The organism is Pseudomonas rubra, assembly GCF_028656935.1.
Taxonomy (GTDB): Bacteria; Pseudomonadota; Gammaproteobacteria; order Pseudomonadales; family Pseudomonadaceae; genus Aquipseudomonas; species Aquipseudomonas rubra.
In genome coordinates, this window is the sequence record NZ_JAMDGZ010000049.1 from 1 (window position 1) to 15,096 (window position 15,096).

Annotated in this window: 16 protein-coding genes; 10 read left to right on the forward strand and 6 right to left on the reverse strand. The window is 61.6% G+C overall.

Annotation, left to right across the window (positions count from 1 at the left end; all coding sequences use genetic code 11):
* The 6 genes from M5G17_RS21655 to M5G17_RS21680 form a co-directional block, all read left to right on the forward strand.
* Window positions 1-517, forward strand: a 517-nt coding sequence (locus M5G17_RS21655; protein ID WP_273894922.1) for an AAA-type ATPase lid domain-containing protein, incomplete at its 5' end; no start/stop codon positions are given.
* A 176-nt stretch (window positions 518-693) separates the two neighbouring features.
* On the forward strand, window positions 694-1,479 hold the full coding sequence (locus M5G17_RS21660; protein ID WP_273894923.1) for a MetQ/NlpA family ABC transporter substrate-binding protein: 786 nt from the start codon (window positions 694-696) through the stop codon (window positions 1,477-1,479).
* A 425-nt stretch (window positions 1,480-1,904) separates the two neighbouring features.
* Complete coding sequence (locus M5G17_RS21665) at window positions 1,905-2,570, forward strand: amino acid ABC transporter permease (protein ID WP_130262305.1); 666 nt, start codon at window positions 1,905-1,907, stop codon at window positions 2,568-2,570.
* Window positions 2,551-3,210, forward strand: coding sequence for an amino acid ABC transporter permease (locus tag M5G17_RS21670; RefSeq protein ID WP_273894924.1), 660 nt, complete (start codon window positions 2,551-2,553; stop codon window positions 3,208-3,210). The genes M5G17_RS21665 and M5G17_RS21670 overlap by 20 nt, the downstream gene beginning before the upstream one ends.
* Window positions 3,207-3,980: an amino acid ABC transporter ATP-binding protein gene (locus M5G17_RS21675; RefSeq protein WP_273894925.1), complete on the forward strand. Its 774-nt coding sequence runs from the start codon at window positions 3,207-3,209 to the stop codon at window positions 3,978-3,980. Before M5G17_RS21670 ends, M5G17_RS21675 begins: the two co-directional genes overlap by 4 nt.
* Window positions 3,977-4,855, forward strand: a complete 879-nt coding sequence (locus tag M5G17_RS21680; RefSeq protein ID WP_273894926.1) for a transporter substrate-binding domain-containing protein — start codon at window positions 3,977-3,979, stop codon at window positions 4,853-4,855. The genes M5G17_RS21675 and M5G17_RS21680 overlap by 4 nt, the downstream gene beginning before the upstream one ends.
* Before the next feature lie 113 nt (window positions 4,856-4,968).
* Here M5G17_RS21680 and M5G17_RS21685 read toward each other — a convergent pair whose 3' ends face one another.
* Window positions 4,969-7,338, reverse strand: a complete 2,370-nt coding sequence (locus tag M5G17_RS21685) for a penicillin acylase family protein (RefSeq protein WP_273894927.1) — start codon at window positions 7,336-7,338, stop codon at window positions 4,969-4,971.
* 84 nt (window positions 7,339-7,422) lie between these two features.
* Between M5G17_RS21685 and M5G17_RS21690 the strand changes: the two genes are divergently transcribed.
* Window positions 7,423-7,971 carry a sugar O-acetyltransferase gene (locus tag M5G17_RS21690; protein ID WP_273894928.1) on the forward strand — a complete coding sequence of 183 codons (549 nt, stop codon included), beginning with the start codon at window positions 7,423-7,425 and terminating at the stop codon, window positions 7,969-7,971.
* Between the two features lie 45 nt (window positions 7,972-8,016).
* Here the strand turns inward: M5G17_RS21690 and M5G17_RS21695 are convergent, their stop codons facing one another.
* From M5G17_RS21695 to M5G17_RS21705, 3 genes are all read right to left on the reverse strand, one after another.
* Entirely contained in the window at window positions 8,017-8,292 is a 276-nt protein-coding gene (locus tag M5G17_RS21695) for a bacteriocin immunity protein (RefSeq protein ID WP_273894929.1), read from the reverse strand.
* Window positions 8,293-8,294: 2 nt separating this feature from the next.
* On the reverse strand, window positions 8,295-10,499 hold the full coding sequence (locus M5G17_RS21700) for an S-type pyocin domain-containing protein (protein ID WP_273894930.1): 2,205 nt from the start codon (window positions 10,497-10,499) through the stop codon (window positions 8,295-8,297).
* A gap of 83 nt (window positions 10,500-10,582) precedes the next feature.
* On the reverse strand, window positions 10,583-11,146 hold the full coding sequence (locus M5G17_RS21705; protein ID WP_273894931.1) for a DUF6436 domain-containing protein: 564 nt from the start codon (window positions 11,144-11,146) through the stop codon (window positions 10,583-10,585).
* Window positions 11,147-11,244: 98 nt separating this feature from the next.
* Between M5G17_RS21705 and bipL the strand changes: the two genes are divergently transcribed.
* Window positions 11,245-12,186, forward strand: a complete 942-nt coding sequence (bipL, locus tag M5G17_RS21710; RefSeq protein WP_273894932.1) for a phospholipase BipL — start codon at window positions 11,245-11,247, stop codon at window positions 12,184-12,186.
* Here bipL and M5G17_RS21715 read toward each other — a convergent pair whose 3' ends face one another.
* Complete coding sequence (locus tag M5G17_RS21715; protein WP_273894933.1) at window positions 12,187-12,936, reverse strand: DUF2059 domain-containing protein; 750 nt, start codon at window positions 12,934-12,936, stop codon at window positions 12,187-12,189. It lies immediately after the preceding gene.
* Between the two features lie 114 nt (window positions 12,937-13,050).
* On the opposite strand from M5G17_RS21715, the gene M5G17_RS21720 reads away from it, so the two are divergent.
* Window positions 13,051-13,683 carry a 2OG-Fe(II) oxygenase gene (locus M5G17_RS21720; RefSeq protein ID WP_273894934.1) on the forward strand — a complete coding sequence of 211 codons (633 nt, stop codon included), beginning with the start codon at window positions 13,051-13,053 and terminating at the stop codon, window positions 13,681-13,683.
* A gap of 1 nt (window position 13,684) precedes the next feature.
* A complete protein-coding gene (locus tag M5G17_RS21725) occupies window positions 13,685-14,167 on the forward strand; it encodes a 2-thiouracil desulfurase family protein (protein WP_273894935.1) in 483 nt (160 codons plus the stop codon).
* Window positions 14,168-14,232: 65 nt separating this feature from the next.
* Here M5G17_RS21725 and M5G17_RS21730 read toward each other — a convergent pair whose 3' ends face one another.
* On the reverse strand, window positions 14,233-15,006 hold the full coding sequence (locus M5G17_RS21730) for a transporter substrate-binding domain-containing protein (protein ID WP_273894936.1): 774 nt from the start codon (window positions 15,004-15,006) through the stop codon (window positions 14,233-14,235).
* Between the last annotated feature and the right edge of the window lie 90 nt (window positions 15,007-15,096).

The following is a 15,096-nucleotide window of genomic DNA, read 5'->3' on the forward strand; positions in this document are numbered from 1 at the left end:
TGTCACGGTTATGATACCGGTCACCCGTGTCGGCGCCCAGCAACCGAATCCGGTGGATGTGCGCCTGGTCGCCGCATCGAGCATTGATCTTGGCGAAGCGGTCAGTGCCGGCAAGTTCCACGACCGCTTGTACCACTACCTGCGTGAAGGCCAGCTGGAGCTGCCAGCGTTGCGCGAGCGGGTCGGCGATATCCTGCCGCTGGCCGAGTATTTCGTCGGTATCTACAGCCCGCGCCTGAACCTGCCGGTGCCGTTGATCAGCGAAACGGCGCAGCGGGTGCTCGAACTGCACAGTTGGCCGGGCAACACGCGCGAGCTTGAGAACGTCATCCACTTCGCCCTGCTGGTCAGCAGTGGTGACGAAATTCTCCCTCAGCACCTGAACCTGGCAACTCCGTTGAAGGCTCTGGCTGGCCAGCTGGAGCAGTTGTTGAGCCTTGGCGAACCGGGTGAGCGCAGGGCGTTGCAACAACTGCTGGAAAAGACCCTGTTGCGCCTGACGCAGCCGCCCGCCTGAGTCAATGCGCTGGGCGCATGGATTCGTCCGTTAAAAATGGCATAAGCAGCAAAATAAAAGATATTGTTCTGGTATAAAAAATCTAGGTATTGTCCGCTTCAAGCCAGCTAGCAACGTGCTGGCAACCCCCACCTTCGCCGTCGCCCGATGGCCGTGTATTCGAATAAGGACTGCGCATGAAAAAGGCTCTGTTGTTGACTGCTCTGGCGGCCGCTCTGTCGGTTGCAGGTTTGGCCCAGGCGGGCGAGAAGCTGGTCGTTGCCGCTACCCCGGTACCGCACGCGGAAATCCTCGAGCTGATCAAGCCAACCCTGGCCAAGCAAGGTGTGGACCTGGAGATCAAGGTATTCACCGACTACGTGCAGCCTAACGTGCAAGTCGACCAGAAGCGCCTGGACGCCAACTACTTCCAGACCCTGCCGTACCTGAAGAACTTCAACGAAGGCAAAGGCACTCACCTGGAAACCGTGATCGGCGTGCACGTTGAACCGTTTGGCGGCTATTCGAAGAAGGTCAAGAGCCTGAGCGAACTGAAGGAAGGCGCGACCGTTGCCATTCCTAACGAAGGCAGCAACAGCGGCCGTGCCCTGCTGCTGTTGCAGAAGGCTGGGCTGATCACCCTGAAGGACCCGAAGAACGCCCTGGCGACTCCGAAAGACATCGCCGAGAACCCGAAGAAGCTGAAATTCCGCGAGCTTGAATCGGCCATGCTGCCGCGTGTGCTGGATCAGGTCGACCTGGACATGATCAACACCAACTATGCCCTGGAAGCCGGCCTGAACCCGGCCAAGGACGCCCTGGTAATCGAAGGTGCCGACTCGCCGTACGTGAACTTCCTGGTGGCCCGTCCGGACAACAAGGACAGCGACGCCATCCAGAAGCTGGCCAAAGCCCTGACCAGCCCTGAGGTGAAGACCTTCATCGAGAAGAAGTACAGCGGCGCGGTACTGCCGGCGTTCTGATTCACCCAGCCTGTGTAGCACCCTGATAACGCCGACGCCGGCTATGCCGCGTCGGCGTTTTTGTGTGCCTCAGTTGCGGGTTTGCACCGCGCGCAACAGAGCACTGAGCAGTTTCAACAGGTCTTGGGGATCATGGTTTGCTTGGCTGTTCATTGTTGTTGTCTTCCTTGAAAGGGAGGGAAGTGACAGCGCTTGGATAGCATTTGCAGCGAAAAGGTCCCGCCACCGCCAAGGATTTCGCAGGTTAGCTGTTTGGGTGATATCAATATGCAATAAAGGTATTTAAATAAATATTTTTATACCTTTAGAGTCTACTCATTGTGCTCACCCGCACTGACAACCCCTGTGTAGAGCCGCCCGTTACCCTCGGGCCGGTCCGAGATCCTGTCCATGCCCCATCGTCATTGTCTAGCGAGGCTCACTCCATGAGCTTCGACTTCGCCTTTATCCTTAGCACATTGCCGGCCTTTCTCAAGGCGGTGGGCGTCACCTTGCAAGTGGGCCTGATCGCCATCGCTACTTCGTTGCTGGTGGCGCTGGTCAATGCCGCGATCCTGGTTTACCGCACGCCATACCTGCAGCGCCTGGTAAAGCTCTACGTGGAGCTGGCGCGCAATACACCGTTGCTGATCCAGCTGTTCTTCGTCTACTTCGCCTTGCCGGAGCTGGGCCTGAAGATTTCCGGCTTTGCTGCGGCGATCATCACCATGACTTTTCTGGGCGGTGCCTACCTGACCGAGGTGCTGCGCGCCGGTGTCGAGGCGGTGCCGGTGGCGCAACTGGAATCGGGGCGCTCGATCGGCCTGTCCGAAGGCCAGTTGCTGCGCCACGTGATCCTGCCCCAGGCCGGGATTCTCAGCCTGCCGGCGCTGTTCGCCAACTTTATCTTTCTGCTCAAGGAAACCACCGTGGTGTCGGCGGTAGCGGTGCCGGAGATCCTCTACACCACCAAGAGTTACATTGCCCTGTACTACAAGACCTATGAAATGCTGGCGGTGCTGACGCTGATCTGCGTGCTGCTGTTCCTGCCCTTGTCGCTGCTGCTCAGCCGCCTGGAACGGAGGCTGCAACATGGCCAGTTCGGGTCTTGAGTTGTTGTTGGTGTCCTTGCCGCAACTGAGCAAGGGCGCAGCGCAGACACTGGCGATTTCGGCGCTGAGTATCCTCTTCGCCACTCTGGGCGGCGTGCTCTATGGCGTGCTGGCGACCCTGCGTAAACGCAGTGTGAATGTGCTGTTGCGCATTTACCTGGAGTTGTTCCGGGCGATCCCGGTGCTGGTGTGGCTATACCTGCTGTTCTTCGGCCTGCCGATTTTCTTTGCCCTGAGTATTCCAAGCTTCTGGTGCGCGGTGCTGGTGCTGTCGTTGTGGGGCGCCAGCGAAGTGGGCGAGGTGGTGCGTGGCGCACTGCAGTCGTTGCCACGCGGGCAACGCGAAGCCGGGCTGTCGATCGGCCTGTCGAGTGCGCAGTTGTACGGCTACGTCCTGCTGCCCCAGGCGCTCAAGCGCATGACCCCGCCGACCATCAACATCTACACGCGCATCATCAAGACCAGCTCCCTGGCGGTACTGATCGGCGTGGTCGATGTGATCAAGGTCGGCCAGCAGATCATCGAGCGCACCTACGAATCGGTGCTGATCTACGGCGCACTGTTCCTGTTTTTCTTCTTCATCTGCTACCCGCTGTCAGCCGCCTCGCGCGCGCTGGAGCGCCGCTGGACACACGCATGAGCGCACTGATCGAGTTCAAGGGCTTCAACAAATTCTTCGGCGAGCAGCAGGTGCTCGACCACGTCGACCTGCAGGTAAGCAGCGGTGAAGTGGTGGTGATCCTCGGCCCCAGCGGCTGCGGCAAAAGCACCTTGCTGCGCTGCCTCAACGGCCTGGAAACCGCCCACAGCGGCAGCCTGCGCCTGGCCGGGCAGGAGCTGCTGGCCCCCGGCACCGACTGGCGCCAGGTGCGCCAGCAGGTCGGCATGGTGTTTCAGAGTTATCACCTGTTCGGCCACATGAGCGTGCTCGACAACCTGCTGCTCGGCCCGCTCAAGGTGCAAAAACGCGAGCGCCGCGAAGCCCAGGCCCAGGCCGAAGCCTTGCTGGCCCGGGTTGGCTTGCTGGACAAGCGCGACGTATTCCCGCGCCAGCTTTCCGGTGGCCAGCAGCAACGCATCGCCATCGTCCGTTCACTGTGCATGAACCCGCAAGTGATGCTGTTCGATGAAGTCACCGCAGCGCTCGACCCGGAAATGGTCAAGGAAGTGCTGCAAGTGATCCAGGGCCTGGCCGAAGGCGGCATGACCCTGCTCATCGTTACCCATGAAATGGCCTTCGCCCGCGCGGTGGCCGACCGCATCGTGTTCATGGAGGCCGGCAGGATCCTTGAACAGCGCGACCCCGAGAGCTTCTTTACGAACCCGCAGAGCGCACGCGCGCAGCAGTTTCTGGAGAAATTCAGCTTTGTCGAAAGCCTGCCTAAAACCCCCGCAAAGGAACTGTCATGAAAACTGCCAAGACTTCGAAACTGCTGTTGTCCTTCCTCGGCCTGGCCTTGCTGGCCGGCTGCAACAAGGCTGAAGAGCCGGGTAAGCCAGCTGCCGGTGGCTCTGCGCCGGCCACCAGTTACCTGGAAACCATCAAGGCTCGCGACAAGCTGATTGTCGGCGTGTTCACCGACAAGCCGCCGTTCGGCTTTGTCGACGAGGCCGGGCGCTATGTTGGTTTTGATACCGACATCGGCCGCCAGCTTGCCAAGGACCTGCTGGGTGATGAAAACAAGGTGGAGTTCGTCGCCGTGGAACCGGCCAGCCGTATCCCGTTCCTGCAGAGCGACAAGGTCGACCTGATCCTGGCCAACATGACCGTGACCCCGGAGCGCCAGGAAGCGGTGGAGTTCACCAACCCCAACCTGCGGGTTGCCGTGCAGGCCCTGGTGCCCGAAGGCAGCAGCGTGAAAAAGCTCGATGACCTGGCCGACAAGACCACCATCGTCACCACAGGTACCACCGCCGATATCTGGCTGACCAAGAACCACCCGGACTGGAAGCTGCTCAAGTTCGAGAAGAACACCGAGTCGCTGCAGGCCCTGGCCAGTGGTCGTGGTGATGCCTATGCCCAGGACAACCTGATCCTGTTCAGCTGGTCGAAGCAGAACCCGGGCTACCGCGTGCTGGAAGAAAAACTCGGCGAGGAAGCACCGATTGCACCGGCGGTGAAGAAGGGCAACATCGAGCTGCGCGATTGGGTTAACGCCGAGCTTGCGCGCCTGGGCGAGCAGAAGTACCTGCTCAAACTGTATGACCAGTATGTGCGCAAGGAACTGAGCGATGACACCAAGCCTGAGAGCGTGATTGTCGAAGGCGGTAAGTGGCAGGGTTGATAATCCGGGGCTGCTCGCGCAGCCCATCGCCGGCAAGGCCGGCTCCCACAATGGATCTGCATGCACCGTCCCCGTGGGAGCTGGCCTTGCCAGCGATGCAAGGCAAAGCCTTGCTAATCCCGAGGCACCAACTTCAAGGTGCTTTGCGCCGGAATCACCCCCATCTGCGCCTTGTGATAGCGGCCTTCGATATAGTCCTTGGCCTGATCAGCATAATGCTTGTCGAACAGCACCCCGCTTTGCCCGACCGGGTTGATGGTCAGCGCAAGGCCTGCATCGGCAAAGTCGATCAGGCGCCGGGTCGAAGGGCCGTAGGTCACCGGCCACGGCGCCGGGCCGATCTTCGCCGAGAGGTTGTTCGGCACTTCATGGGTGCCCGGTGCGGCAAAGGGGCCAACATTGAACAGCAGGTTCAGCGGCTTTTGCAGCCCCAGCGGATGGTTGTGGGTCAGGGTATGCGCCTTGCCCCATTGCCAGCCCGCCGGGTCGTTGCCGAAGGTCTCGCGCAGGTGGGCCAGGGTTTTACCCCAGGCCTGCTTCACTGCCGCCGTGCGGTCGCCTTGCTCGCTGCTGCCCTGCTTGCCCCACCAGGGAGAGTTGGCGTCGGCGGCCAGGCGTGGCAAGGCGGCGTCGATGGCGCGGGTGCTGATCAGGGTCTTGAACCAGGTATCGCCCAGCTCATCGTGCAGCGCCGCGTAGGCCAGCTCGTAGAGGAACTGGTTGAACAGCGTGGCACTGACCGAATCCACCGGATAGTCACCGTTCCACGCCGCCAGTTGCTCGACCAGTTCCTTCTGCTGATCGCCCTCGGCCACTTCGCGCAGTACCGACAGCAGTGGCGCCAGGGTGCGTGGGCCGTAGTCAGTGGTGGTGTCCAGTTGCAGGGCCTGGCTGTTCTGCTGGTCCCATTTGGTTTGCGGGTCGGCCAGGTGCTGGTTCAGGCGCTGGCCACGGTCGGCCAGGTTGTAGTAGCCCGGGATCGGCATGCTGGCTGGCGGCTGGAAGTTGGCTGAGACGATGTAGCCGCTGGCCGGGTTCTCTGCCTGCGGGTTGGCGCTGAAGGGGTAGAAACCCAGTTTGTCGGCCTGGGGCGTGCTGCCATCCAGAATGAACCCCGGGTTGACCCCTTCAGGGCGAATGGGCAACTGCGCCGCTGCCCACCAGCCGATATCGCCGCGGGCGTTGGCCCAGATCAGATTGAGCCCGGGCGCCTGAATCTTTGCCGCTGCGGCGCGCATCTTGTCCAGGGTATCGGCGCGGTTGACCTGGTAGAAGCCATCGAGCAGTGGGTTCTCGGTTTCCAGGAATGCCCACCACAGGGCAATGGGCGCAGCGCCTGCAGTTTCGCCCAGCGCTGTGTTGACGATCGGCCCGTGAGGTGAGCGGCGCAGGGTGATGGTCACCGGCGCTTCGTTCTTCACCGCAATCTGTTCCCGGGTCTGGGTCAGGGGCTGCCACTGGCCGTTGATCTTCACTTGTTCGGGGTTGTCCGGATTGAGCTGTTCGGCGATCAGGTCGACGTCGTCGTTCTGGAACATGGTCAGGCTCCAGCCGAAGTCACGGTTGTGCCCAAGGGATGCGAAGGGGTTCAGCGCCTGGTGATAGCCATAGAGGTTGAAGCCGGGCGCAGTCAGCTCGGCCTCGTACCATACCGAGGGCACGGCGAAACTGATGTGCGGATCGCCGGCCAGCAGCGGCTTGCCGCTACGGGTGCGGCTGCCGGAAATGGCCCAGGCGTTGCTGCCTTCGTACTGGGGAATGCCGGCATCGCTCAGGGCCTGCTGGCTGAGCTGCGCCAGTTGCTGCAGGCTTTGCCAGTCGCTGGCGGCCAGGGCTGGCTTGCTGGCCAGGGCGCCTTGGGGGTTCCAGTCGAGGTCGAAGATCGTCAGGTAATCGGCGCCCAACTGGTCGCGGATGTAGGTCAGCGCAGGCTCCGTGCGAAATGCAGCGGCAAAGCTGTAGGCCATGTAGCCGGCGATACTGATGGTGTCCTGCGCGGTGAAGGGCCTAGGCGTTATACCCAGCGCGTCGAATTCCATCGGCTTGGGATGGCTGTCCTGCCAGGCGTTCACGCCTTCGAGGTAAGCCTGCAGGGCAAGCCAGGCCGGCGAGGTTTTGTCCTGGCGTTCGACGTAAAGCTCGGCCTGCTCGCGAATACGCAGGCTGCGGAACAAGGTGTCGGTGGCCACCAGCTTGCTGCCGAGGATCTCGGCCAGCTCGCCGCGGGCCAGGCGGCGGATGATCTCCATCTGGAACAGGCGGTCCTGGGCATGTACATAGCCCAGGGCGCGGTACAGGTCGGCCTCGTTCTGCGCTTGGATATGCGGCACGCCGCGGGCATCGTAGCGCACGCTGACCGGCGCCTGCAGGCTGCTCAAGGTGACCTCGCCTTCGCGTTGCGGCAGCTTGCCGTGCACGTACCAGTAACCGCCGCCAGCGGCCGCGGCAATGACCACGGCGAGGAAGGTCAGGCTGCGCTTCATCGTGACTCCTTGTGCTTTTTTGCGGATCTTGTGGTCCGATCATCGAGGTAAAGTCGGACAGAGGATAGTCCCAAAGGAGGGAAGATGAATCTCAGTGAAAAGCAGAAGATGCTCGGCGGCCAGCTCTATCACGCCAGTTGCCCGCAGCTACAGGCCGAACAGATCGCCAACAAACACTGGATGGCGCGCTACAACAACAGTGCAGAGCTGCTTAACGAGCAACGCCATGGTTTGCTGGGCGAGCACTTTGGCAAGGTTGGTGACGGTGTGGTGATTCGCCCGCCGTTCTACTGCGACTACGGCTACAACATCAGTGTCGGCGCCAACGTGTTCATGAATTTCAACTGCGTGATCCTCGACGTCACCCTGGTGAGCATCGGCGCTGACTGCCAGATCGGCCCGGCGGTGCAGATCTACACCGCCGACCATCCGCTGGACCCGGAGCTACGCCGCAGCGGCCTGGAAAGCGGGCGGCCGGTGACGATCGGCAACAATGTCTGGATCGGCGGCGGGGCGATCATCTTGCCGGGGGTGACGGTGGGTGATAACGCAGTGATCGGCGCCGGCAGCGTGGTGACCCGCGATGTGCCGGCGGGGGCCACCGTGGTTGGCAACCCTGCGCAGGTGCGGTGAAAGCTGCCTGTGGGTACATGTCGGTCGTACCCACAGGCATACGGTTCAGGCAGGTTTGAAGCCAGGCTTGCCGTTGGCGGCGCGCCATTCCTTGACGCGTTTCAGGACGCCTTCGGGGCTGTCTTCTTCGCCTTCGGTGGGGTAGCAAATGACGTCGGATTTGCCGGGGTGTTCGGTGATGGTTACGAAATGGATCATTAACCTGTCAATGTACTGGCCATATTCCTTTCCGGTAAGCCCAGATCGATTCTCGAAGAACTCACGAACAAGCTCCAGGAATTCGGCGTCGGTGTAATCCTCAATGCGCTGCTTCAGTTCCATGATTATGGTCTCCTGTTATGAAGATCGATGTGCTGCCTTGGGGTCAATATGGTCAGATTGTCCAAATCGTACACCGCACCTCCATTGGCGATGTGGTGGATATGGTGCAATTGAAGCTTCATGCTGCCACCTACCTGCTCAGTTGAGGTGGCATAAGGAGCGTTACCCTCTTTCATGAATTCCAGGTTCGTGAGCGTAAAGTACTTGTTCAGTACGGGATCCGCTGCAACCGCCATCCAGAACGCCTCGCGCAGTTTACGGAAGGTTGCAAAAGTCCGCCCGCGCAGCTTTTCGGCAATTTGTGACGGAATGGGTGCACCGTCAGGTGTACTCACCGCATGGGCCCAACCCTCCCCGGGAACTTGCCCATACCCTGTCGCAACCCCTGCATACTCGCGCGCATCCTTGAGCATGATGTAGACCGGGGCGAGGCCCGAGTCGGCGGGGAAGACGATGATGTAGTCGTCGAAATGCGCATCGGCCAGCCCCGGCAGCGGCGACACGGTCGGGACAGTGGGGACATGGATCGTGCCCGGATAGTGCTTTTGCAAGTCCTCTTCTATGGGTTTTGGCGGAATGGCATTGCCGGTTTCCGGGTCGAAGGTCGGCAGGCTGCTGGGAGGTGTGATGGGGTGCCAGAGGATGGTGGTGGCGCCCACACCGTCAGACGTGAAGCTGTAGGCACCCTTGGCCGCATCCCAATGTGCGCGCCTGACCCTGACATCGCCTGGAATATCGTTGCCGTCGGTGGTGGCCATGTAGATCTGGGTGAATTCACCGACGGTATTCACCCCCAGGCGCAAGGGTAAGGCAGTGGTCTGGCCGATACGGTTGCCAGCCTCCTGCTCAAGGTCTGCACCGGGTGACAGGTGTGCTAACGGCACACTGATGCCCATGCGTTCGCCATTGCCCAGGCGTGTGGAGTAAGTCATCAGGGTGACAAATAGTCCTCGCCTGCCCAGGGCTGCTTCGAACCTGGCCTTGGCAGCGTTTTTCAAACCTGTTTCGAATGCTGACAGAACCGCTTCGAAGGTCGTCATAGCCCCCTGTGAGGCGGCGAGTACGAGTGGATGGCTGGTGCTGGCAGTCCAGGCGTTGAATACCGTTGGGGTTTGCGTCGCAGGTTGCCCGGCCAGTGCAGCCAGGCGTGTCTGCTCTTCGAATGCTGCATTGATGTTCTGGTGTGCGCTTGCCATGAGTTCGGCAACTGTGGCGGATTCGGCTGCCCAGCTTTGCTGGTGCTCATTGAGGTATTGGCCAATCTGGCTATGCAGTTGTTGAACTTGCTGGTGGAGGGGGCGGGGAGCCCTGCGCTGATCGAAATTGAGGTCGAAGGCCAGCGAGCTATGCCGTGAGGTCAAGTAGTGAAAGCGCAGGTTGGTGTTGAGTTGGCTCTTGTTCAGCGCGTTCCTTGCCTTGATTAGGTCGGAAGTCTCACGCTCCAGCTCAATGGCGTGCAGCGCAGCGGCCGCTGGATCAATATCTTCGAGATGGTGACGCTGGAAATTCTCCACGAGGGTTTGCAGAGCAGATTTTGCCTGGTCGTACTGGTGCCTGTCGGTGAGCATCCAGTTCAACCCCCGCTCGGCCGAGTGCAGGCTTCGGCTCAGGCTGTCATGCCTGCGCTGTTGCCAGAATGCTTCGTTGTGAGCGGACTTCAGGCTGTACATTCGCCTGGAGAGATGGGCAATGGCAGCATCCAGCACTTTCGCTTCAAATGCTGCCTTATAGGAAGCAAGCCACGCTTGTTTAGGATTCGGGTGGCCTGATGGGCGAGTGGCGACCGTCAAGAACTGCTGGAAGCTTTTGTGCTCAGGGTCCGATCCGAAAAAACTGTCAGCCTGTTGGCGCGCCGTGGCCAGTTCGGCCTGGCGCTGTTGAATCAACCGTTGGCTGGCATCAAGCTGGCGGCTGAGTGCTTCAACTGTGCTGAGCCCGTCCAGCGGGCCTGCTTGAGCCAGGATCTCCTGATCCAGCCGGTCAGCCAGTGTGGCTTGTTGCTGGGCGTGGTCCTGTTTGATGTTCTGCTTGTCGGCTTCGATCTCGAAGACGACATCGATGATCAGCCGCCCGGGGCGAACGGACGACACGTAGTGATAGCGCGGGATCGAGTTGTGACCCCATAACAGGGTGTTGGGGATGCGGTAGGGCGGCCGTTTGCCGGTGATGGTCGATGAGGGTAGGTGCACAGTTCCATTGCTAGACATACAGGTTCTCCTGTTCTGTATGTCGTCAGCCTAAAAAGCTCGGCCTCATTGCGTGCCATAACTAATTAGTGCGTGCAGCCTGTCTACCAGGGGCAATAGCACCCCACCGCCATGGTGTGGGTGGCGTTGACTGCCCGGCCTTGGCTCAAGGCAAGCAGGATCGGCTCGATGAAGCTGTTGCTCGAGTTGCAGGTAGCGCCTTCGCTGTAGGGGCCGAAGTAGGCCAGTTGGCCGTTGCGGTCCCAGATCGCCACGCCGGGGGTGGCCGGCAAGTGTTCGGCGCCAGGCAGCTCGCTCAGCGGTTTGAGTGCGCCCAAGGTGGCGGGCAACTGGCCGCGGGTTCCGGGCTTTTGCACCACATAGAACTCCACGCCCTGGGGGCCGAAGTGCTCGATCAGCTCGCCCAGGTGCTGCTGGTTGCCGACATTGCACGGGCAGGCCGGGTCCCAGAAGTGCACCAGGCGGATCGGGCCGGGGCCGGCAATGCTTGCCGGCAGTTGCAGGCGGTCGCCGGAGAACAGCGCGGTCTGGTTGTCGAAGGTGCGCAGGTAGCGGCTCTGGAAGCTATCGTAGGCCCACCACAGGCCGGCGCCGCAGAGGGCGGCGAGCAACAGGCCAAGCAGGGTGCGGATGGGCGAGCGGGGCATGTCGGCAATGTCCGAAAAAAGTCGCCTAGCTTGCCATGCTGGCGGCGACAGATGAATATCACAGGTCAATAACCCGCTTTTGCGTCTGGAAATCTTTTATGTCCGCGTCATTTCAGCCCGACTCCCTACGTGCCAGCCTGACTTCCCTGGCGGCGCGGCAGCCGCTGTCGACGCAGGCCCAGGCCTACCAACGCTTTTACGGGTTGGACCTGCCAGCCCGTGACCAGCCTGCCGAACGCTGGCTGGGACGTTTCGATGTCGCGGGGTTCGAGGTGGTCGGCCAGGTGTGGCTGCCACCTGCACCGGTGGCGACGCTGGTTCTGCTGCATGGCTTCTACGATCACATGGGCCTGTACCGGCATGTCATCGATTGGGCGCTGGACCAGCAGTATGCGGTGATCTCCTGCGACCTTCCCGGGCATGGGCTTTCCAGTGGCGAGCGGGCCAGCATCGATGACTTCAGTGTTTATCAACACGTGATGCAAGCGCTGTTCGAGCAGGCGCGCAGTGTGAACCTGCCGCAGCCCTGGCATCTGTTCGGGCAGAGTACCGGCGGGGCGATTATCGTCGATCATCTGTTACATGGCGGCGCCCAGAGCCCGGCCCAGGGTGAGGTGATCCTGCTTGCGCCGCTGGTGCGGCCCCGTGCGTGGCGTTGGTCGAAGTTCAGCTATTGGATGCTCCGGCCCTTCGTCAATGGCATCGAACGGCGTTTCAGCGAGAACAGCAACGACCCGACCTTCCTGCCGTTCCTGCTGGCCGACCCGTTACAGCCAAGGCGTTTGCCTACGGCCTGGGTCGGGGCGTTGCTCGATTGGGTCAAACGCATCGAGGCGGCGCCGCTCAGCCCGCGCCAGCCGCTGATCATCCAGGGCGAATGCGATATGACCGTCGACTGGCCGTACAACCTCAAGGTGCTTGGGGAGAAGTTCGCTGCGCCGCGGACCCTGATGATCCCCGAGGCGCGGCATCACCTGGCCAATGAACTGCCGGCGATTCGCGCCCGCTACTTCGACTTCATCGACCAGCGCCTGGGCTGATCACTTCAGTTGCGAGGCGTCCTGGCCAACCGCGAGGCCGGCACGAATCGCTGCCAGAGCTGCCTTGTAGTAGGTCTTGCCTTCGGCGGACTCGGCAAAGGTGGCGAACTCTTCAAGCTCGGCATCGGACAGGTCGCGATAGACGTACAACAGGGTGTTGTTCAGCTCGCTGCCGATCTGATCCATCAGGCGCTGGCGCTGGCCGTCGAGCAGGCCCTGGGCCTGGCCGCCGCCGAGCAGGCCGGGGATCATCTGGCTGAGGCTGTCGGCGGCGACCCCGGCAATCGCCAGGCTCACTTCGGCACCGGCTTCACGAGCCGGCAGCGCCTGGGCCAGGTGGCCGACGATCAGCAGGCGGTTGTCGCTGGCCTGGACCTTGGGCAGGCCTTTGGCATTCTTGGCCAACTGGTCGCGACGGGTGGCGAGCAATTCGGCGGCAACGATCTTGCGCCCCAACGGCGACTGGAAAAACGCCAAGGCCGGGGCCGGGTCGCTGAGGTTGGCGCGTAACTGGGTTTGGGCGCGTTTGTCCACGGCCTGCGCCTGGAAGCGCTGGTTGCTGTTGTTGACCAGCGCCTGGTAAACCGCAGGCGGCAAGCTGTTGCGATAGCGCTGCTGGGCGGCATCGAGGGCATCGGTAAAGTGGGCGCGCTGCTCAGGCCAGCCCGCCACCTTGTACAGTTGGTCGAGGCTGTCTGCCCAGACAGGCGTGGTGCAGATCATCATCAGCAGTAAAAACAAGCGGTGCATTCAGGGCTCCTGTCGGCAGGGCGCTATTGTCCTTGCCATGGCGGGGCTTTGTCGAGAAGCCATTGCATACTCTCGGCCAAGTGGCGCTGTCGGATTTCGCAGCAGATCGATACTATGCGCGACATGCACATATCCCCTGATGACCCCCTGCTGTCGCGCATCGTCGATGACCTGGCCACCCGTGGCTGGTCGCAGCAAGATACCTTTGTTCCAGAGTCTCTGACCCTGGCGCTGGCGGCCGAGTGCCGCAAACGCGCCGCCGAAGGCGAGCTGGAACCGGCAGCGGTAGGCCGGGGCGTCTCCCAGGAGGTCCGCGAGGGCATCCGCGGTGACCGTATCCAGTGGCTGGAGCCCGGCCAGGCCGAGCCTTGCGACCATTACCTGGCGCTCATGAACAGCCTGCGTGAAGCACTCAATCGCGGGCTGTTCCTTGGTCTTGAAGACTTCGAGTGCCACTTCGCCCTGTACCCGCCGGGTGCCTTCTACCGCAAACATGTCGACCGCTTTCGCGATGACGACCGGCGCACGGTGTCGGCGGTGATTTACCTCAACCAGGATTGGCAGCCCGCGCACGGCGGCCAGTTACGCATGACCCTCAGGGGGGATGTCGAGCACGACGTGCAACCGATCGGCGGTTGCCTGGTGGTGTTCCTTTCCGGCGAGTTCCCCCACGAGGTGCTGCCTGCTTATCGCGATCGACTGTCGCTGACCGGCTGGTTCCGCCGCCGTGGCAACGAGCCGTTCTGAAATGGACAAGGTTCTGGTCAGTGCCTGCCTGCTCGGTCAGCCGGTACGCTATGACGGACGCGCCAGTGGCCATCCGGACTTGCTCCAGCAGTGGCAGGCCGAGGGGCGGGTCGTGCCATTGTGCCCCGAAGTGGCGGGCGGCTTGCCAACGCCACGGCCGCCAGCGGAGATCCCGGGCGGGCAGGGTGCTGCGGTGCTTGAGGGGGATACCCAGGTGCTGACCGTCACGGGCGAGGATGTCAGTGCGCAATTCCTGGCCGGGGCGCAGTTGGCATTGGCGCTGGTGCGCCGCCACGGCATCCGAATTGCGGTGCTCAAGTCCGGCAGCCCGTCGTGCGGCAATGCGCTGACCTATGACGGCACCTTCAGTGGCACCAAGGTTGCCGGCGAGGGCGTGACCACCGCGTTGCTGCGCCGCGAAGGGGTAAAGGTGTTCAGTGAGCTGGAGCTTGAGGCGGCGCAGCGGGCTTTAAAGCAACTCTGAAGTTGCCAATCTGTGGGAGCTGGCCTTGCCGGCGATGGGCTGCAAAGCAGCCCCAAAAGCCCCAATTACTGCTTCGGCGGCTTGCTCGCATCCATCCCGAACCACTTCTGCGACAGCTCGCTCAGCCGGCCATCGGCCTTGATCCGCTGCAGGGCGTTGTCCACAGTATTTTTGAACGCCGGGTTGCCCTTCTGAAACGGAATGGCCAGGCTCAGGATCGGGCCCACTGTTGCACCTTTGCTGACCGGCTGCTGGCTGTCGCGAATGGCGTAGGGCACCAGCAGGCGATCGCTGATGGCGGCATCGATCTGGTCGCTGGCGACATCCTTGATTGGCTGGGTGGCATCCGGGTAGCTGCGCAGGTCCACACCCTCCACCGCTCGCGCTTGCTCGGCGAACTGGCTGCCCTGGACGACGCCCAGGCTATGGCCTTTGAGTGCTTCTAGCGTGCTTGGCGGGCGCTTTTCTTCCTTGCGCACAATCAGTTGGGCGCTGGAGTAGGCGTAGGGGTCGCTGAAGTCAAAACGCTCCTTGAGCTCCGGGGTCGTGGCGATGTGGTTGATGGCCACGTCGTACCGACCGCTTTCCACGCCTGGCAGCAAGTCTTTGGCTTCGACCACGACAAACTCGGCGCGTACATCCATTTCGCTGGCCAGCAAGCGCCCGAGCTCAACTTCGAAACCGTTCGGCTTGTCGTTTTCGTCCTTGAAATTGAACGACGGCATGTTGGCTTCGATGGCAATACGCAGTTCACCGCGTTCGTTGACGTCGTCGATCAGTTCGGCCTGTGCCCAAGGGCTGAGCAGCATGGCGAGGAGTACCCCGATGGCAAAACGCATTTAAGCCCCTTCAATGCTTGGCAGTAAAATCGTGGTCGCCGTGACTTTCTGTTGTTGTCAGGGTCGAACGCAACTTGAGACCGCGTCGGG